We start from the raw sequence: 19431 nt of genomic DNA, 5'->3' as shown, positions 1-19431 counted from the left end.
TTCTCCTGTTGTTCTTGTAATCCGCGGCTCAGGGGTAGGCGACGTAGACGTCGGTGAGCAGGTCGGCGGGCTGTGGCTTGGGATCGGACTTGGCGCGGCGCACGGCGTCTTCGATCAGGTCCTCGACGCGGGCGTCGATGGCGTCCAGTTGCGCAGCCGTGAGCAGGCCGGCGCGGGTGGTCTTGTTGCGGAACTGCATGAGGCAGTCGCGGGATTCGCGCAGGTTCTTCACTTCGTCCGGGGCGCGGTAGGTTTGTGCATCGCCTTCGAAATGGCCGTAGTAGCGGCTGAGCTTGACCTCGATCAGCGACGGGCCTTGCCCGGAGCGGGCGCGTTCGATGGCAGCACCGGCGGCCTCGTACACGGCAAAGAAGTCGAAACCGTCGATGGTGACACCGGGCATGCCGAACCCGGCCGCGCGGTCGGCGATATGGTCGCAGGCAACCGACCAGGTCGAGGCGGTGGCTTCGGCGTAGCCGTTGTTCTCGGCCACGAAGATGCACGGCAGGTTCATGATCGAGGCCATGTTCATGGCTTCGAACACGGCGCCTTCGTTGGAAGCGCCATCGCCGAAGAAGGCCACCGACACATCGTCGTTGCCCTTGATCTTGGCAGCCAGCCCGGCCCCGGCTACCAGCGGTGCACCGGCACCGACGATGCCGTTGGCGCCGAGCATGCCTTTTTCCAGGTCGGCGATATGCATCGAACCGCCCTTGCCACCGCACACGCCGGTCTTCTTGCCGTAGATTTCGGCCATCATGCCGTACACATCCACGCCCTTGGCGATGCAGTGGCCATGGCCACGGTGGGTCGAGGCGATGCAGTCGCTGTCGCGCAGGTGGGCCATCACCCCGGCCGCGGAAGCCTCTTCGCCGGCATACAGGTGGACGAAGCCGGGGATCTCGCCGGTGGCGAACTCCACGTGCAGGCGTTCTTCGAAGGCGCGGATGGTGCGCATCACTTCATAGGCATGCAGCAATTGTTCGGTACTGAGTTGATTGGACATCTTGTTGTTCTCCAGGGTTGTCTCAACACGGGTTTGCAGGGTGCAACCGGTGGCCGCGCGGTACGGCCAGCAGGTGATGGCGGGCGGCATGCGCCAGCACGGCCTCGACATCCACGCTCAACGGGCCTTGGTGATCGAGGGTGATGGTTGGGGTGTCGTGCTCGGCGAATTCGATTTCGCGCTCGCCGTCCAATGCCAGGGTGCCGCTGGCCAGGCTCAGGCGATGGGCTACGCCGGGCGTCAGCGGGCCGCTGGCGGTGATGCCGCAGCCTTGCAGGAGGCCGGGTGCCAGCGGCGCGAGCAGCGCCTGCTCGGCGCCGGGGTTCAGGCGTACCCAGGCGCCGTGCGGGTCCTGGCGCGAGACTGGGCACCACAGGCCGCACAGGGCCGAGAGGCCAATGGCATGGGGTTCGGCGAAACAGGCGAAGACTTCGCAAAGGTCCTCGCTGCGGCTCAGTGCCCGAGCGCCGATGAAGCGCTGGGGCGACACCGCCGCCTCCACCAGGGCCCATTCGGCAAGCTGTTGTTCGGGCACCTTAACCAGCAGGCGCTTGTTGCGGCGCAGGCCGATGCTGGCCGGTACCCGGCCGCTGGCAAGCAGGCCACCGGCCAGGCCGGCGCTGGTGGCCTCGCGCAGTTCGGGGAAGGCATTGTTGGTGCCGGTGGACAAGGTCAGCAGCGGTACGTCACCGGCCTCGGCAGCGACTGCCTTGTGGGTGCCGTCGCCGCCAAGCACGGCGATCATCGCCACACCGCGTTCGACCATGCGGCGGGTGGCCAGGCGGGTATCGGCAACGGTCTGGGTCAGCGGCAGGTCGAGTATTTCGATGGCCGGCCAGTGCTGGTCACGGGCGACCGGGCCCTGGCTGGCCTTGAGCACGGCGGCGGCAATGCCGGTCATGTCACTGGGCAGCAGCACCTGGCCGATGCCGGTGGCACCGAAGGCGGCCAGCAGACGCTGGATCGCCGAAGCCTTGTCGGTGCTCGAATAGAGCCCGGCGTTGGCGGTCAGGCGGCGCAGGTCGCGGCCAGAGGCAGGGTTGGCAATGATCCCGACGGTCGGGGCGGGTAGCGGCATGGCGCACCTCGTATTCTTGTTTGTCAGGGCAGGAGCAAGCACGGTGCCAGCTTCTTTTGAATTGGCTGAAATGCCTGCAATAGACCGGTTTGATTACGATCATGCAGGTGCTGATGGTTCTGCTGGCGAGACGCCCGGTGCCAGTGCGGGGCCGACCTTGCCGAGACGCTGAGACGCTGCGTCTCAAGCGGGCCGGTAATCACGCAGTGCTTGTCGGGGCATGCCCGGAAGCGCTTAATGGCCGGACAACGATAAAAACAGCAACGAGAACCGGAGGGCCTGAATGCTTGCCGCGAACTCCCGAGCCCATGTCGACTGCGTCAGCAGGGTGCTGAAGAATGCCGACCGCCTGCCGCAGGCGCCGGTGCCACCGCTGATCCTCGATTCATGGCGCCGTTCCATGGAGCTGTACCGCCTCGACCCTGGGTCCCAGCAGGGGCCGCGCATCCTGTCCCAAAGCCTGCTCAACGAATGCCGCGAGCGCGCCGAACTGTTCCTGCGTATCGCCAGCGATGCCGTGGCCCGCTTGCATGAACGGGTGCGCGGTGCCGACTACTGCGTGCTGCTTACCGATGCCTTGGGGCGCACCATCGATTACCGAGTCGAGTCGGCCATCCGCAACGACTGCCGCAAGGCCGGGCTGTACCTGGGCACCTGCTGGTCGGAGGGCGAGGAGGGCACCTGCGGCGTGGCGGCGGTGTTGACCAGCAAGGCACCGGTCACGGTGCACAAGCGCGACCACTTCCGCGCTGCGTTCATTGGCCTGACCTGTACGGCGGCACCGGTGTTCGACCCGTTGGGCGAGTTGCTGGGCGTGGTGGATGTCTCGGCCTTGCAGTCGCCGGACGACCGCCGCAGCCAGCACCTGATCCGCCAACTGGTCGAGCAGACTGCCCGCGAGATCGAAAATGCCTTCTTCATGCACAGTGCCCAGGGCCATTGGGTGATGCGTGCCCATGGCACGCCGGGCTATGTGGAAAGCCAGCCCGACTACCTGCTGGCCTGGGATGGCGATGGCCGCCTGCAGGCGATCAACAGCCTGGCGCGCCAGCGGCTGGTGGAGCACTTGGGGCGTTTGCCCGAGCACATTGGCGAGCTGTTCGACATGGACCAGCTGCGCCGCGTGAACGCATCGTCCGCTCAACGCCTGCCGGGCCTGGGTGGGCTGTACGGCCGGGTCAGCGCACCCCGCCAGCGCCAGCGTGTGCAGCCGTTGCGCCAGGCCCAGGACGCCCGCATCGAGCAGCATTTGCGCCTGGCCACGCGGGTCAAGGACTGCAACCTGGCGGTGCTTGTGCAAGGCGAGACGGGGGCCGGCAAAGAGGTGTTCGCCCGCCAGCTGCATCAGCAAAGCCTGCGTCGCGATGGCCCGTTCGTCACCCTGAACTGCGCGGCCATTCCGGAAAGCCTGATTGAGAGCGAGCTGTTCGGCTATGTGGCCGGGGCCTTCACCGGGGCTTCCAGCAAAGGCATGCAGGGGCTGTTGCAGCAGGCCGATGGCGGTACGCTGTTCCTCGACGAAATCGGCGACATGCCGCTGAACCTGCAAACCCGGTTGCTGCGCGTGCTGGCCGAGGGTGAAGTGGCGCCGCTGGGCGCGGCGCGGCGGGAGCGGGTGGATATCCAGGTGATTTGCGCGACCCACCGCGATTTGGCGGCGATGGTGGAGGATGGGCGTTTTCGTGAGGACCTGTACTTCCGCCTGGCCAATGCCCGCTTCGAGTTGCCGCCGCTGCGCGAGCGTGAGGACCGCTTGGGGTTGATTCACCAGTTGCTGGCCGAGGAGGCCGAGGCCTGCGGGGTCGAGGTGGTGTTGGCGGATGATGCGCTGCAGGCGCTGCTGGTTTACCGCTGGCCGGGGAACTTGCGCCAGCTGCGGCAGGTGTTGCGCTATGCCTGTGCGGTGAGTGAGGGCGGGCGGGTACAGGTGCAGGACCTGCCGCAGGAAGTACGCGGCGAGGTGCTTGCTTCGGCAGAAAGCAGCATGTCTTGTCCGGCCCGGCAGTTGCTGCTGGATGCGCTGATCCGCCATCGCTGGAAGCCGGCCGATGCGGCGCGGGCTCTGGGGATATCGCGGGCGACCTTGTACCGGCGGGTGCATGAGCACCACATCGAGATGCCGCGGATGAAGGGGTAGGGCCCTGGGGGCGCGTTGCGCCCCTTTCGCGACACAAGGCCGCTCCTACAGGCACAGCGCCAGCCCAAGGGTTGCGCGATCTCCTGTAGGAGCGGCCTTGTGTCGCGATGGGCCGCAAAGCGGCCCCTGGAACCCCCAGGCAATAAAAAACCCCGGCACAAGTCCGGGGTTTCGGTACATCACACTACGCGATCACTCCTGGCTAGCCAGTTTGTGCTCGAGGTAGTGAATGTTGACGCCGCCTTTGCAGAAACCTTCATCACGCACCAGGTCGCGGTGCAGCGGGATGTTGGTCTTGATGCCGTCGACGACGATCTCGTCCAGGGCATTGCGCATGCGCGCCATGGCTTCGTCGCGGTCCTTGCCGTAGGTGATCAGCTTGCCGATCAGCGAGTCGTAGTTCGGCGGAACCGAGTAACCGCTGTACAGGTGCGAATCCACACGCACGCCGTTGCCGCCCGGGGCGTGGAAGTGCTTCACCTTGCCTGGGCTCGGGATGAACTTCTTCGGGTCTTCGGCGTTGATACGGCATTCCAGCGCATGGCCACGGATGACCACGTCCTCCTGGCGGAACGACAGCTTGTTGCCAGCGGCGATGCTCAGCATCTCCTTGACGATGTCGATACCGGTCACCATCTCCGACACCGGGTGCTCAACCTGCACGCGGGTGTTCATCTCGATGAAGTAGAAGCGGCCGTTCTCGTACAGGAACTCGAAAGTACCCGCACCACGGTAGCCGATCTCGATGCACGCATCGACGCAGCGCTTGAACACTTCCTGACGGGCTTTCTCGTCGATGCCCGGGGCTGGCGCTTCTTCCAGTACCTTCTGGTGACGGCGCTGCAGCGAGCAGTCACGGTCGCCCAGGTGGATGGCATTGCCCTGGCCGTCGGACAGTACCTGTACTTCCACGTGACGTGGGTTGGTCAGGAACTTCTCCAGGTAGACCATCGGGTTGCCGAAGGCTGCACCGGCTTCGGTACGGGTGAGCTTGGCCGAGGAAATCAGGTCCTCTTCCTTGTGCACCACGCGCATGCCGCGACCACCACCGCCACCGGCGGCCTTGATGATCACCGGGTAGCCGACGTCACGGGCAATCGCCAGGGCGACTTCTTCATCTTCCGGCAGCGGGCCATCGGAGCCCGGTACGGTCGGTACGCCCGACTTGATCATCGCGTCCTTGGCCGAAACCTTGTCGCCCATCAGGCGAATGGTGTCGGCTTTCGGGCCGATGAAGGCGAAACCGGATTTTTCCACCTGCTCGGCGAAGTCGGCGTTTTCCGCCAGGAAGCCGTAGCCCGGGTGAATCGCGGTGGCGCCGGTCACTTCGGCGGCAGCGATGATTGCCGGGATATGCAGGTAGGAATCCTTGGACGATGCAGGGCCGATGCAGACCGACTCGTCTGCCAGGCCCAGGTGCATCAGTTCACGGTCGGCAGTGGAGTGCACGGCGACGGTCTTGATGCCCAGCTCTTTGCAGGCACGCAGGATCCGCAGGGCAATTTCCCCGCGGTTGGCGATCAGGACTTTTTCGAGCTTCCCAGACATCGTTGGCTCTCCGCGATTCAAACGACGGTGAACAGCGGCTGGTCGAACTCAACCGGCTGGCCGTCTTCTACCAGGATGGCGTCGATGACACCGCCAACATCGGCTTCGATGTGGTTCATCATCTTCATGGCTTCGACGATGCACAGGGTGTCGCCTTTCTTCACGCTCTGGCCAACTTCAGCGAAGTTCGGCGAGGTCGGCGAAGGCTTGCGGTAGAAGGTACCTACCATCGGCGAGCGGATCACGGTGCCTTTCAGGGCCGGGGCAGCGGCAGCGGCTTCAGCGGCCGGAGCGGCAGCGGCGACCGGGGCAGCAACAGGGGCAGCGGCTACCGGAGCCGGTGCGAAGTACTGCTGGGCAGCTGGGGTCTTGCTGTGACGGCTGATACGGACCGACTCTTCGCCTTCCTTGATCTCCAGTTCGTCGATGCCAGACTCTTCCAGCAGCTCGATCAGTTTCTTGACTTTACGGATATCCATTAATCATCAACTCCCAAAGGTTCGGTCAGGGGGCGAAATACAAAAAACGTATCTGAAACGTTTCTCTCGAACCCTGGCCCACTGAGGCCAGGGTTTTCATCATTTGGGCTGTGCGTTGGCAGCCAGTTGTTCCAGCGCGGACTCCAGGGCCAGGCGATAACCGCTGGCGCCCAGGCCGCAAATCACCCCTACGGCAACATCGGAAAAGTAGGAGTGGTGGCGGAACGGTTCGCGTTTGTGCACGTTGGACAGGTGCACTTCGATGAATGGGATGCTCACCGCAAGCAATGCGTCACGTAATGCGACGCTTGTGTGGGTGAAAGCAGCCGGATTGATCAGGATGAAGTCCACACCCTCGTTGCGTGCGGCGTGAATGCGGTCGATCAGTTCGTATTCGGCGTTGCTCTGCAGGTACTGCAGATGGTGGCCTGCGGCGCGGGCACGTTGCTCCAGGTCCTGGTTGATCTGGGCCAGGGTCACGGCGCCGTAGTGGCCAGGCTCGCGGGTACCGAGCAGGTTGAGGTTGGGGCCGTGGAGCACCAGTAGCGTTGCCATCTGCGGATTCCTTGGATTTGTAGGGCAATTCGACACAGCGCGGCGAGTGTGCCGTAAAGCGACGGCAAGTGTCCAGTTCCCGGCAATAGCCAGCACGATGTCCGAGGTTCGCGCGAAGTATGTGACCAAATAATTAAATTTGGTCACTGATTTCAGGATTTTTCACAGCTCGCGGGAAGTTATAGACCGACTTTGCCGCGCACGCGTGTCAGAATTTGCGCGAATTCACCGGCATTTATCTCGCCAATGACCCGATCAGCGGTTATTTCGCTACCGTTCGCGGCAAAGAACAACAGGGCGGGAGGGCCGAACAGCTGGTAGCGGTCGAGCAGGCTGCGTTGTTCGGCATTGCTTTCGGTGATGTCGAAACGCAGCAGCTTGAAGCCAGCCAGTTGCGCTTGCACCTGTGGGGCGGTGAGCACCTCGCGCTCGATCACCTTGCAGCTGATGCACCAGTCGGCGTACCAGTCCAGCAGTACCGGCTGGCCGGCCGCCTTGGCCTGGGCCAGGGCGGCGTCCAGTGCGGCGGGGGTAGTGATGGTCTGCCAGCTATCCGCCTGCACCGCCGGCCCGTTGCCGGTGGCCACAAGGGTTGCCGGCGGCAGCGGGCGCAGCGGGTCGCCGTGGCCGCTGAGGGCGCCGTACCAGCAGGCCAGGGCGTACACCAGCAAGGCCAGGCCGAGCAGTTGGGCCAGGCGCTGGCGCGCGGTCTTGACGACAAATTCGAGGGCACCGAGGAACAGCGCCACGCCAGCGGCGAGGAAACCGACCAGCAGCAAGGTCAGCGGGCCTGGCAGCACACGGCTGAGTAAGCCGATGGCCAAGCCCAGCAGCAGGACGCCGATGGCGTTCTTCACCGTGTTCAGCCAAGGGCCGCTTTTCGGCAGCCAGGCCGCGCCACCGGTAGCCACCAGCAGCAATGGTGCGCCCATGCCCAGGCCCAGGGCGAACAGCTTGAGTGCGCCGCCCAGGGCATCGCCGCTGGCGCTGATGTACAGCAACGCACCGGCCAACGGCGCCGACACACAGGGCGAAACCAGCAGGCTGGAGAGTACGCCCAGTATTGCTGCGCCCAGCAGCGAGCCGCCCCGGGTGTGGCTGGCGACATTGTTCAGGCGGTTGCTCAGGGCTTGCGGCAGTTTCAGTTCGAACAGGCCGAACATGGCCAGGGCGAACACCACGAAGAACAGCGCGAAGGGCGCCAGCACCCAGGCCGACTGCAGGCGCGCCTGCAGGTTCAGGCCGGCGCCGAACAACCCCATCAGGGCGCCGAGTACCGCGAAGCTGGCTGCCATCGGCAGCACGTAGGCCAGCGACAGCGCCAGCCCGCGCAGGCCGCCGGCCTGGCCACGCAGCACCACGCCGGAGAGGATCGGCAGCATCGGCAGCACGCAGGGGGTGAACGTCAGGCCCACCCCGGCGAGGAAGAACAGCAGCAGCGACTTCCAGGTCCAGGCGTGTTCATCGCTGGCCGGGGTGCTTGCGCCGCCTTCGCCATCGATGCTCAGGCGTGCGGTTTCCGGGGGGTAGCACAGGCCTTTGTCGGCGCAGCCCTGGTAGCCCACCAGCAGGGTGAAGGCACGCGGGTCGTTGCGCGGCAGCTCGATATCGAGCACGCCGTGGTATACCTCGACATCACCGAAGAACTCATCGTGCTTGGCCTCGCCCTTGGGGATGTTTGGTGTGCCCAGGGCAATGTCGGCCGGTTCGGTGCGGAACTGGAAACGGTGGCGATAGAGGTAGTAGCCGTCGGTAGCGACGAAGCGCAGCTTGATGGTTTGCGCATCGGCCTGGACCAGGCTGAGCTTGAAGGCCTCGTGTACCGGCAGGAAGTCGGCGTTGTTGGCCAGCGAAGCTGCGCCGAGGGTGGCGCTGGGGCGGTTGTCGAGCAGGCCCGTGGCGAAGGCAGGGCTGGCCAGCAGCAGGAACAGCAGGAAAAACAGGCGGCGCATGGCGGACTCGCGAGGTGGAACGTGCTGGGCATGATAGCGGAGTTGGTGCAGGTTGGGGCCATGCTGGTGGCGGGGGCGACACATGGCCGCTGGCTCATGTGCTGCCTGTGCCGGCCTCTTCGCGGGTAAACCCGCTCCCACAGGGCCTGCTCCAACCTCGAGGCATATGCTGTACCTGTGGGAGCGGCCTTGTGTCGCGAAAGGGCCGCAACGCGGCCCCGGCAATATCAGCTGTGATGCACAGATACTGGGGGCGCTTCGCACCCCTTTCGCGACACAAGGCCGCTCCCACAAAGGTACAGCGTATGCCTTCTCAGACCCTGAAGGCCCGCACCGCCCGGTTCAGTTCACCACCCAGGCTCAGCAGCTGCTCGCCTTGCTCGCGCCCCTCGCCAATGCGCTGCAGGTTGTCCTCACCCAGCTCATGAATCCGCTCGCTGTGGTCGCGAATCTCGCTCACGGCACCACTCTGCTGCGCCGTGACATCGGCAATCCGCACCGCAGTGTCCGAAATGGTGCGAATGGCACAGACAATCTCGTCCAGCGCCCCATCCGCCGCCTGCGCCTGGTTGGCCGTGGCCTCGGCATGCTCAAGCTGCGCACGCATCCCGGCCACCGAACTTCTGGCTGCCTGCTGCAAGCGGTCGATCAGTGCCTGAATCTCTCCGGTCGCCCCGGTGGTGCGCTGTGCCAGCGAACGCACCTCATCGGCCACCACGGCGAAACCACGGCCCATCTCACCGGCGCGGGCCGCTTCGATCGCGGCATTCAGCGCCAGCAGGTTGGTCTGCTCGGCAATCGAGCGGATCACTGTCAGCACGCCGCCGATGGTGGCCGACTCCTCCGCCAGTTGTTCGATCATGCGGGCGTTGCCCTGCACCTCGTCGACCAGCTCACGCAAGCCCGACAGGCTCTGGCCGATCACCGCCTGGCCCTGTTCCACTGCACGCCCGGCATCGCGGCTGGCGTCGGCTGCGGCACTGGCGTCGCCGGCCACTTGCTGGATGGTTGCTTCCAGCTCACCCAAGGCATCGCGGATCTGCCCGGTGTCGCCGGCCTGGCGTTCGGCGCCGTCATGCAGGGCGGCGCTCATGCCGGCCAGGGCGTGGCTGCTGCCAGCCACCTGCTCGGCGTTGTGGCGGATGGTGCCGACCAATTCCACCAGGTATTGGCGCAGGCGGTTGAGCGATTCCTGGATGTCGCGCAGTTCGCGGTTGGTCCTGCCCAGGGCGATGGCCTCGGCGAAGTCACCCTCGGCCCAGCGCGACAGGGCCGGGGCCAGGCCGGTCAGGGTGCGCGCCAGGCGGCGTTGCAAGGTGTCGATCAGCAGGGCGATAAGCAGGATCAGGCCGATCATCAGGCCCTGGATGATGCGCACTTCGCCGGCAATTTTCCCATGCTGGGCGCGTACCTCGGGCTCCAGTGCTGCAATGGCCTGCTGCACGGCCTCCAGGCGTTGGCCGGTGCTGGCCGCCAGGGCGACGCGGCGCTCGATCTGTTCGCGGGTGCGCTGCAGTTCCGCCGGGTAGCGGCCGAGCAGGCTCTGCAGTTCGCGCTTGAGGCCGACGGCAATGTCTTCCTGCTGGGCGCTGGCCTGGGTTTCCAGGCCCATCATCGCGGCGAAGTCGTCGGCACCGGATTCGGCGCTACGGGTTACGCCCAGCAAGGGCAAGGCGTCGATCGCCTGGGCCTGGGCACGGATCAGTTGCAGCTCGCGCTCCACTTCGTCGGCCAGCTCCGGGCGGCCGCTGCTGACCAGCTTGTCCCGGGCCAGCGACAGGCGACCGAGGTGCACAGTGGCGTCAAACAGTGGCACCAGGTAGCGGTTGGCGTCGGCGCTGCCGCTGTCGCGGGCGTAGCCGGCCAGTTGTTCGAAGTTGGCGCCCAGTTCCCGCTCGGCCTGCAGCAGCAGGGCTTGCGGGTCGCCGGCCAGCTTGCCGGCGGCCAGCAGCTCCTCGGCGGTAAAGGCCTGCAGGCTGTCAAGGCTGGGGCGCAGTTTGTTGGCCAGTTCGCTGGGCCACTCGGCCAGCGCGGCCTGCAGCTGCTGGTTGGCCTCCATCGCCGCGGCGTGGCGCAGGGCATCGCCACTGCCCAGGTACGCCTGGATGTTGCGGGCCGCCTGGTTCTGGAACTGCTGGGACAGGCCCAGGTAGCGCTCCATCAACTGGTAGGGGCGCTCAAGGGCCCGCTGCGACCACCAAAGGGTGGCGCCCAGGGCGATACACACGGTTACCAGCAACAGGGTGTTGAAATTGGTCAGCCACTTCAGGCGCATAGCCGCGAGCTTCCTGCGGGGAGGGGAGAGGTCGGTGGCTGAAGTTATTGCGATTTTGTGACGGGGTGATGACGACAGGGGGTTGGCGCCATAAAAAAGTGGCACAGTGCCTCCATTTCAATCTGTGCCGGCCTCTTCGCGGCTAAAGCCGCTCCCACAGGGACTGCGCAATCCCTCAGTCCGGTGGAGTACCTGTGGGAGCGGCTTTAGCCGCGAAGAGGCCGGCACAGGCAAAGCCTGATTCAGGGCTCTACACGCACCACGCAATTACGTCCGGCATGCTTGGCCCGATACAGCGCCTCGTCCGCCGCACTGGCCATGGTCAGCGCATCCAGCCCCTCATCCATTTGCACCACCCCGGCACTGAAGGTGCACTGCAAGTCCCGTGGCTGCGCCGGGTAGAGAATCTCGGCAAAGCGCCGGCGGATTTCGTCCAGCACCTTGTGCGCCGCGTCCAGCGCGGTATTGGGCATGACAATGGCGAACTCTTCACCACCGTAACGGCCAATGAAATCGGTCTTGCGCAAGCGCTGCTTGAGAAACAGCGCCAGGCTCTTGATCACCCGGTCGCCCATGGGGTGGCCATGACGGTCGTTGATCTTCTTGAAGTGGTCGATGTCGAGCATGGCAAAGCTCAACGGCTGCTGCTCGCGACGGGCGCGGAAGCTGCAGTCTTCCAGCAGTTGCAGGATGTGGGTGTGGTTGTACAACCCGGTCAGGCTGTCGCGCACCATGCGCGCCTTCAGGTGCCGAGCGCGGGCGGCGCGGTTGCGCACGGTGGTGATCAGGTGGCGTGAGCGAAACGGTTTGGTCAGGAAGTCATCACCGCCTTCGCTCATGGCATCCAGCTGCTTGTCCAGGTCGTCCTCGGCAGACAGGTAGATGATCGGCACGCTCACATAACGGTCGCTGTGGCGGATCACCTTGGCCAGCTCAGGGCCGGTGCAGGCCGGCATGTACAGGTCGAGGATGATCAGGTCGGGCTGGAAGTCGGCCAGCTCGGCCATGGTGCGGATCGGGTCGGTCAGGCTGCGGGTGATCATGCCGGCACTGGCCAGCACGCGCTCGGTGTACAGCGCCTGGGTGCGCGAGTCGTCGATGATCAGCACGCGCAACGGGTCGTGCTGGGTGGCATTGGTCAGCAGTTCGACCTTTTCCAGCAGGCTGGAGGCTTCCAGGGTGCCGGTGAGGAAGTCCTGGCCACCGGCGCGCACGGCGGCCAGGCGGGTCGGGGTGTCGGTTTCGTGGTGGCTGAAGAACAGCAGCGGTATATGCCGGGCCAACCCCTGCTGCACCTGGGCAGCCAGCAGCAAGCCTTGGCCGGCACCGTTGAAGTCGACATCCATGATGATGGCCGAGGGCGGGTATTCGCCGATCGAGGCCTGAAACGCCGCGGCGCTGGGCAGCGCCTGCACCACCAGGCCAAAGAATTCCAGTTGCTGGGCCAGGCGCTGGGCACGTTCGTGGTCCTGCAGCAGGATGTACACCGGCTTGCGCAGGGGCGGCAGCAGCACCTGGTCGAGCGGGTCGTCCTTGCGCAGGCCGCTACGCGTCAGCTGTTGGGCGGGGCACAACGGGCTCGGCTCGGCTGCTTGGCTCATGTCCTGGCTACTTGTAGGTTGGGGTGTGCAGGGGCAATGATGGCTCTATGCTAGCAGTTCTTTTCAGGCGCGTGAGTGCGCTGCATCAACAAAGCGGCCAGAACGAATATTCAGTTGCTGACCGATTGGTCGCTTATGCGTAAGGCGGTGTCTGCTTTATAGTGCTGCCACGCGGGCTTGCCGTGGCACCCTGGCGCAGGCCTGTGGTCCAAGCCCCTGAACCGTCGTGACTGATTAAGGACAAAGCCATGCTGGACTGGAAAAACCGCGAGGCCAAAGCCGAGCCCCGCGAGCGTGTCGACGGCCGTGGCGCCGCCGCCCGTAGCTACCTTGGCGGCCTCTGGAGCCGTGCCCTGGGGACCCTGATCGGGTTGTACCTGCTGGTGTGTATCGGCCTGGGCTGGTACTGGAGCCAGGAGCCGGAGCTGTTCCCGGTGCAGCAGAACGCCCAGGCCGCAGCCGAGCGTACCGGCCAGCAGATGGTGGTGGGCTACACCACTATCGAAACCCTCAAGACCGTGGCCGGCACCTTGCTGAACAAGCCCGGTGGCTACATTTCCAACGACCGCTTCCCGCCAGGGCTGTGGATGGACAACATGCCGAGCTGGGAATATGGCGTGCTCGTCCAGGTGCGCGACCTGTCCCGTGCCCTGCGCAAGGACTTCGCCCGTTCGCAGTCGCAGTCGACCGAAGACGCCGACCTGGCCAAGGCCGAGCCGCGTTTCAACTTCGACAACAAGAGCTGGATCCTGCCATCGAGCGAGTCGGAGTTCGAAGAGGGCATCAAGTCGCTGACCCGCTACCAGACCCGTCTGGCTGCCGGCGACAAGGGCGCAATCTTCTACACCCGTGCCGACAACCTGAACAACTGGCTGGGTGACGTGGCCACCCGCCTGGGCTCGCTGTCGCAGCGCCTGTCGGCCAGCGTTGGCCGAGTCAAGCTCAACACCACGCTGAAGACCGAGTCGCTGGTCGCCGGCCAGGCACCGCAGGTGGACGAGGAGCTGGTGGAAACCCCATGGCTGCAGATCGACAACGTGTTCTACGAAGCCCGTGGCCAGGCCTGGGCGCTGTCGCACCTGCTGCGCGCCATCGAGGTGGACTTTGCCGACGTGCTGGCGAAGAAGAACGCCACGGTCAGCGTGCGCCAGATCATCCGTGAGCTGGAAGCCTCGCAGGAAGCCCTGTGGAGCCCGATGGTGCTCAACGGCAGCGGCTTCGGCATGTGGGCCAACCACTCGCTGGTCATGGCCAACTATATTTCCCGGGCCAACGCGGCGGTCATCGACCTGCGTCAGCTGCTGTCGCAGGGTTGACGATGGCGATCAGCCCGAACGAGGCCGCCCACCGGGCGGCTTCCGACCGAGAACTGGTCACCTGGGTGGACGAAGCCGACCAGGTGCTGGGTGCCTTGCCCCGCGCCGAACTGCGCGAGCGCGGCCTGATCGGGCGTTGCACGTTCATTCTGCTGTTCAACAGTGCCGGTGAGCTGTGCGTGCACCGGCGCACCCTGAGCAAGGCGCTGTACCCGGGGTACTGGGATGTGGCGGCAGGCGGCATGGTGACGGCCGGGGAGGCGTATGCCGATTCGGCGGCGCGGGAGCTGGCCGAGGAGCTGGGGATCGACGGTGTGGAGCTGCGTTTTCATGAGCGGTTCTACTTTGACCAGCCAGATAACCACTTGTGGTGTGCGGTGTATTCGGCGGTGTCGGATGCGCCGTTGCGGTTACAGCCGGAAGAGGTGATCGAGGCACGCTTCATTGGCCTGGAGCAGGCTGAGCAAGAAAGCCTGACCAAGCCGTATTGCCCGGACTCATTGGCGGCGTTGCAGCGCTACAAAGCCAGCCTGGGATGACGCCGGGGACCGCTTTGCGGTCCTTTCGCGACACAAGGCCGCTCCTACATTGATCGGCGTACGCAGGGCCTTGTAGGAGCGGCCTTGTGTCGCGATCGGGCTGCGAAGCAGCCCCAGTGTCGAAAGGAGTCGCAAAACATTCGCAAAATGCCGCATTCCAGTACTTAGCAACAGCCGGATTTATCGTTACACTGCGCGCCCTTTTCGGGCTGCCGCAGGTCTTGCGGCAGTAGCGCCGCCCCTGCCAGAGTGGGGCTTCGCGGTCGGGCTCAACCCCCTGGGGCCGACCAGTTTTTGTCCTCAGCACAGAGGAACAAAAGTGGCCAAGAAAGCTTCTTCCTTCGCCGCCCTTGGCGGTCTCGTTTACTCCACCGACACCGGTCGGCACTGCCCCGACTGTAGCCAGCCGGTGGATGCCTGTACCTGCAAGCAGCAGGTCATCCCCGAAGGCGATGGCATTGCCCGTGTGCGCCGCGAAAGCAAGGGCCGCGGCGGCAAGACCGTGACCACCGTCACCGGCGTGCCGCTGCCGCTCGATCAGCTCAAGGAGCTGGCCTCTACCCTCAAGCGCCGCTGCGGTACCGGTGGCGCCCTGAAGGATGGGGTCATCGAAATCCAGGGCGACCATGTCGAACTGCTGATCGGTGAGCTGACCAAGCAGGGCTTCAAGGCGAAAAAGTCCGGCGGCTGATGCGGCCACGCGATTTTTTGCCCAGTGCTTTCTAAACTCGTTGCCGTGACCAGGGTCTACCCCAGGGCACGGACGAATCGTCATTTTTGGCTTTTACACTGCGCCCGCCTCCTTGCGGGGCAGTGTCTTCGACTTATCTATAGGGGACTTGAATGTCCGTACGACGCACACGCAAAGACGATGGTAGCCAATGGACCGTGGCCGACAGCCGCAGTGTTTATGGTATCCGCCATTGGGGCGCTGGTTATTTCGCCATCAATGAAGCCGGGCGCGTCGAAGTACGCCCCAACGGCCCCAAAAGCGCACCGATCGACCTGTTCGAACAGGTCGACGAATTGCGCCAGAGCGGCCTGTCGCTGCCATTGCTGGTGCGCTTCCCCGACATTCTGCAGGACCGCGTGCGCCAGCTGACCGGCGCCTTCGATGCCAACATCGCGCGCCTGGAATACCAGAGCAAGTACACCGCGCTGTACCCGATCAAGGTCAACCAGCAGGAAGCGGTGGTGGAAAACATCATCGCCACGCAGAACGTTTCCATTGGCCTGGAAGCCGGCTCCAAGCCCGAGCTGCTGGCAGTGCTGGCGTTGGCGCCGAAGGGCGGCACCATCGTCTGCAACGGCTACAAGGACCGCGAGTTCATCCGCCTGGCGCTGATGGGCCAGAAGCTCGGCCACAACGTGTTCATCGTCATCGAGAAAGAGTCGGAAGTGGCCTTGGTGATCGATGAGGCTGCCGAGCTCAAGGTCAAGCCGCAGGTCGGCCTGCGCGTGCGCCTGTCGTCGCTGGCCTCGAGCAAGTGGGCCGACACCGGTGGCGAGAAGTCCAAGTTCGGCTTGTCCGCCGCCCAGCTGATCTCGGTGGTGCAGCGCTTCCGCGATGCCGGCCTGGACCAGGGTATCCGCCTGCTGCACTTCCACATGGGTTCGCAGATCGCCAACCTGGCCGACTACCAGCACGGCTTCAAGGAAGCCATCCGTTACTACGGTGAGCTGCGTGCGCTGGGCCTGCCAGTCGACCATATCGACGTTGGCGGTGGTTTGGGCGTGGACTACGACGGTACCCACTCGCGCAATGCCAGCTCGATCAACTACGACATGGACGACTACGCCGGCGTTGTTGTGGGCATGCTCAAGGAGTTCTGCGACGCGCAGGGTCTGCCGCACCCGCACATCTTCTCCGAGAGCGGCCGTTCGCTGACCGCGCACCACGCCATGCTGGTGATTCAGGTAACCGACGTCGAGAAGCACAACGACGACGTGCCGACCATCGAGAACAAGGAAGCCCTGCCCGAGACCGTGCAGTGGCTGGTCGACCTGCTCGGCCCGACCGACATCGAGATGGTGACCGAGACCTACTGGCGCGCCACCCACTACATGGGTGACGTGGCTGCGCAGTATGCCGATGGCAAGATCAGCCTGGCCGAGAAGGCCCTGGCCGAGCAGTGCTACTTTGCTGTGTGCCGCCGCCTGCACAACTCGCTGAAAGCCCGCCAGCGCTCGCACCGCCAGGTGCTGGACGAGCTGAACGACAAGCTGGCCGACAAGTACATCTGCAACTTCTCGGTGTTCCAGAGCCTGCCGGACACCTGGGCCATCGGCCAGGTACTGCCGATCATCCCGCTGCACCGACTGGACGAAGAGCCGATGCGTCGTGCCGTGCTGCAGGACCTGACCTGCGACTCCGACGGCAAGATCAACCAGTACGTCGACGAGCAGAGCATCGAGACCAGCATGCCGGTGCATGCGGTGAAGGAGGGCGAGGACTACCTGCTGGGTGTGTTCCTGGTCGGTGCCTATCAGGAAATCCTCGGTGACATGCACAACCTGTTCGGTGACACCGACTCGGTGAACATCTACCAGAACGCCGACGGTAGCGTGTACCACGCCGGTATCGAGACCCACGACACCATCGAAGACATGCTGCGCTACGTGCACCTGTCGCCGGAGGAGTTGATGACGCATTACCGTGACAAGGTGGCCAGCGCCAAGATCACTGCGCGGGAGCGGACCCAGTTCCTGGATGCTCTGCGCCTTGGTCTGACCCGGTCTTCGTACCTGTCGTCGTAATTGCCAGGCCGCTCCCGCTTTTTTTGTGGGAGCGGCCTTGCGTCGCGATATGAGGGCGAAGCCCTCACCGCGTCATACCTGGTAATGGTCCAGTCCTCGCCTATCGCATCAGCGCCGCTACCTTTGAATGCAATGTTTAAAGGAGGACGACATGGAAAGTCCCGGCTCCCATCGTTTACGTAGTGGCCGAGTGTCCGAACCAGGGCGTCTCTACCTGCTCACCACGACCACTCGCAACCGAACACCGTTGTTCAAAGACTTCTTGTTCGCCAGAACAGTTATCCAGCAATTGCGGCTCAGCGAAGAGCGCAAGGCGTGTCGATCTCTGGCGTGGGTCTTGATGCCGGATCATCTTCACTGGCTTGTCGAGCTTGGGCCGTCGAGCCTGGGTAGGCTGATGTGCGAGTTCAAGTCCAGAAGCAGTTGTGCGCTGTACAAGGTGGGGGCTGAAAGGCGGCATATCTGGCAGACCAGCTTTCATGATCGGGCTTTGCGCCGTGAGGAGGATGTGAGGGCAGTGGCGCGCTACATCATCGCCAATCCCATTCGGGCTGGCCTGGTGCGGCGGGCTGGTGATTATCCACATTGGGATTGTGTGTGGCTGTGAATCCGCAGGTGAGGGCTTCGCCCTCATTTCGCGACACAAGGCCGCTCCCACAAAGTCCTGCGTACGCCGATCAATGTGGGAGTGGCCCCGGCATTACTGAACCCAAAGCCCTTTTTCCTGCAACCGCCACCCCACCCACCCCAACGTCACCGCCCGCAACCCCATGAACCCGAGAAACGCCAACCACAACCCATGGTTGCCAAACCCACCCATGAGCACTCCCAAGGGCAGCGCAATCACCACCGACACCAACATCGCATTACGCATCTCCCGCGCCCGGGTCGCGCCAATGAACAAGCCATCCAGCAAATAGCTCCACACCGCAATCAACGGCAGCAATGCCAGGTACGGCAGGTACGGATAGGCCGCTGCCCGCACACTCTCGATGTCGGTCTGCAAATCGATGAACAGGTGCCCGCCCAGCAGGAACAACCCGGCAAACCCCAGGCTGGTGATCAGCGACCAGCCACAGGCCACCACCAGCGAGCGGCGCAATGTGTCGCGGTCGCGGGCGCCAATGGCATGGCCGCACAGGGCCTCCACCGCATGCGCCAACCCGTCGAGCGCATAGGCAGTCAGCAGCAGGCCGTTGAGCAGCAGGGCATTGGCCGCCACGGTGGCTTCGCCCAGGCGAGCGCCCTGTACGGTTATCAGCAGGAACACCAGTTGCAGCGCCAGGCTGCGCAGGAAGATGTCGCGGTTCACCGCCAGCAGCGGCCGCCAGGCCTGCCAGCGCTTGAGCGCCGCCCACACGATCTGCCCCGGGTAGGCGCGCAGGGCCGGGCGGGTCAGGGCCAGGCCGAGCAGGGCGGCGCTCCACTCGGCAATCACCGACGCCCGCGCCGAGCCCAGCACGCCCCAATTCAGGCCAAGCACGAACCACAGGTTCAAGGCGATGTTCAGCAGGTTGGTGGTCAGCAGGATGGCCAGCGGCGCCCGCGCGTTCTGGGTGCCGAGGAACCAGCCGACCAGGGCGTAGCTGGCCAGTGCCGCGGGCAGGCCGAGCAGGCGGGTATGGAAGAAGTCTTCGGTGGCTTGCTGCAGGGCCGCGCTGGGTTGCATCGCCTGCAGCGCCAGCTGGCTGAAGGGCAGGGCCAGCAGGCCGATCAGCAGGGCGAAGCCGACCGCCAGCAGCAGCCCTTGTACCAGCACCTGGCGCAGCGCTGCACCGTCGCCACGCCCGGCGGCTTGGGCGGCGAAGCCGGTGGAGCCCATGCGCAGGAAGCCCATCAGGCCGACCATGAAGGTGAACAGCGTGGCGCCCACGGCTACGGCACCCAACTGGTGGGCGTGGGGGAGGTGGCCGATGACCGTGCTGTCGACCAGGGCTGCCAGCGGCACGGAGATGTTGGACAGGATCATCGGCGCGGCCAGGGCCCAGACCTTGTGGTGGGTGGGGCGGTGCTGCCAGTCGGTGGTCAGTGAGGTCATCGGGTGTCCTGGGGAATCCTGGGGCTGCTGCGCAGCCCTTTCGCGACACAAGGCCGCTCCCACAAGAATCGTGTAAACCGGAAGCCTGTGCAGTACCTGTGGGAGCGGCCTTGCGTCGCGAAAGGGGCGCAAAGCGCCCCCGCTTTTCTA

General features: G+C 64.7%; 15 protein-coding genes. 6 read left to right on the top strand and 9 right to left on the bottom strand.

Translation table 11 applies throughout. The annotated features are described in order from the left end of the window. Nucleotides 1-28: 28 nt before the first annotated feature. Entirely contained in the window at nt 29-1006 is a 978-nt protein-coding gene (locus tag ACGLHT_RS13590) for a thiamine pyrophosphate-dependent dehydrogenase E1 component subunit alpha (RefSeq protein ID WP_025337559.1), read from the bottom strand. A 22-nt stretch (nt 1007-1028) separates the two neighbouring features. Next, nucleotides 1029-2084 (bottom strand): ATP-NAD kinase family protein, encoded by a 1056-nt coding sequence (locus tag ACGLHT_RS13585; protein WP_274120388.1) that lies wholly within the window; start codon nt 2082-2084, stop codon nt 1029-1031. A 283-nt stretch (nt 2085-2367) separates the two neighbouring features. Between ACGLHT_RS13585 and ACGLHT_RS13580 the strand changes: the two genes are divergently transcribed. Beyond that, the gene (locus tag ACGLHT_RS13580) at nt 2368-4221 is read left to right on the top strand and encodes a sigma-54-dependent Fis family transcriptional regulator (RefSeq protein WP_274120387.1); all 1854 of its coding nucleotides are present in this window, start codon (nt 2368-2370) and stop codon (nt 4219-4221) included. 192 nt (nt 4222-4413) lie between these two features. Here the strand turns inward: ACGLHT_RS13580 and accC are convergent, their stop codons facing one another. The 6 genes from accC to ACGLHT_RS13550 all read right to left on the bottom strand — a co-directional run bounded on the left by accC (nt 4414) and on the right by ACGLHT_RS13550 (nt 12631). Continuing rightward, nucleotides 4414-5769, bottom strand: a complete 1356-nt coding sequence (gene accC / locus ACGLHT_RS13575; RefSeq protein ID WP_003257054.1) for an acetyl-CoA carboxylase biotin carboxylase subunit — start codon at nt 5767-5769, stop codon at nt 4414-4416. 17 nt (nt 5770-5786) lie between these two features. Beyond that, on the bottom strand, nt 5787-6248 hold the full coding sequence (gene accB / locus ACGLHT_RS13570; RefSeq protein WP_075044486.1) for an acetyl-CoA carboxylase biotin carboxyl carrier protein: 462 nt from the start codon (nt 6246-6248) through the stop codon (nt 5787-5789). Nucleotides 6249-6347: 99 nt separating this feature from the next. Beyond that, nucleotides 6348-6803 (bottom strand): type II 3-dehydroquinate dehydratase, encoded by a 456-nt coding sequence (gene aroQ, locus ACGLHT_RS13565; protein WP_003255330.1) that lies wholly within the window; start codon nt 6801-6803, stop codon nt 6348-6350. 179 nt (nt 6804-6982) lie between these two features. Then, nucleotides 6983-8755 (bottom strand): protein-disulfide reductase DsbD, encoded by a 1773-nt coding sequence (locus tag ACGLHT_RS13560; RefSeq protein ID WP_137162907.1) that lies wholly within the window; start codon nt 8753-8755, stop codon nt 6983-6985. A 313-nt stretch (nt 8756-9068) separates the two neighbouring features. Beyond that, entirely contained in the window at nt 9069-10814 is a 1746-nt protein-coding gene (locus ACGLHT_RS13555) for a methyl-accepting chemotaxis protein (protein ID WP_394519576.1), read from the bottom strand. Nucleotides 10815-11272: 458 nt separating this feature from the next. Next, entirely contained in the window at nt 11273-12631 is a 1359-nt protein-coding gene (locus ACGLHT_RS13550) for a diguanylate cyclase (RefSeq protein WP_274120385.1), read from the bottom strand. 248 nt (nt 12632-12879) lie between these two features. Here ACGLHT_RS13550 and ACGLHT_RS13545 point away from each other — a divergent pair, with 248 nt between their 5' ends. From ACGLHT_RS13545 to ACGLHT_RS13525, 5 genes are all read left to right on the top strand, one after another. Beyond that, on the top strand, nt 12880-13947 hold the full coding sequence (locus ACGLHT_RS13545; protein WP_013970713.1) for a DUF2333 family protein: 1068 nt from the start codon (nt 12880-12882) through the stop codon (nt 13945-13947). 2 nt (nt 13948-13949) lie between these two features. After that, nucleotides 13950-14486 (top strand): NUDIX hydrolase, encoded by a 537-nt coding sequence (locus ACGLHT_RS13540; protein ID WP_025337566.1) that lies wholly within the window; start codon nt 13950-13952, stop codon nt 14484-14486. 319 nt (nt 14487-14805) lie between these two features. Further along, complete coding sequence (locus tag ACGLHT_RS13535; RefSeq protein WP_003257057.1) at nt 14806-15177, top strand: translation initiation factor Sui1; 372 nt, start codon at nt 14806-14808, stop codon at nt 15175-15177. 152 nt (nt 15178-15329) lie between these two features. Then, nucleotides 15330-17243, top strand: a complete 1914-nt coding sequence (speA, locus tag ACGLHT_RS13530; protein ID WP_025337567.1) for an arginine decarboxylase — start codon at nt 15330-15332, stop codon at nt 17241-17243. Nucleotides 17244-17394: 151 nt separating this feature from the next. Then, the gene (locus ACGLHT_RS13525; RefSeq protein WP_137162910.1) at nt 17395-17850 is read left to right on the top strand and encodes a transposase; all 456 of its coding nucleotides are present in this window, start codon (nt 17395-17397) and stop codon (nt 17848-17850) included. Nucleotides 17851-17943: 93 nt separating this feature from the next. On the opposite strand, the gene ACGLHT_RS13520 is transcribed toward ACGLHT_RS13525, so the two are convergent. Continuing rightward, nucleotides 17944-19281, bottom strand: a complete 1338-nt coding sequence (locus ACGLHT_RS13520) for an MATE family efflux transporter (protein ID WP_274120384.1) — start codon at nt 19279-19281, stop codon at nt 17944-17946. Nucleotides 19282-19431: the final 150 nt, after the last annotated feature.

Source organism: Pseudomonas sp. PsB (assembly GCF_043658375.1).
In the GTDB taxonomy this organism is placed as follows: Bacteria; Pseudomonadota; Gammaproteobacteria; order Pseudomonadales; family Pseudomonadaceae; genus Aquipseudomonas; species Aquipseudomonas putida_Z.
This window is presented reverse-complemented; position numbering and strand designations above follow the sequence as displayed.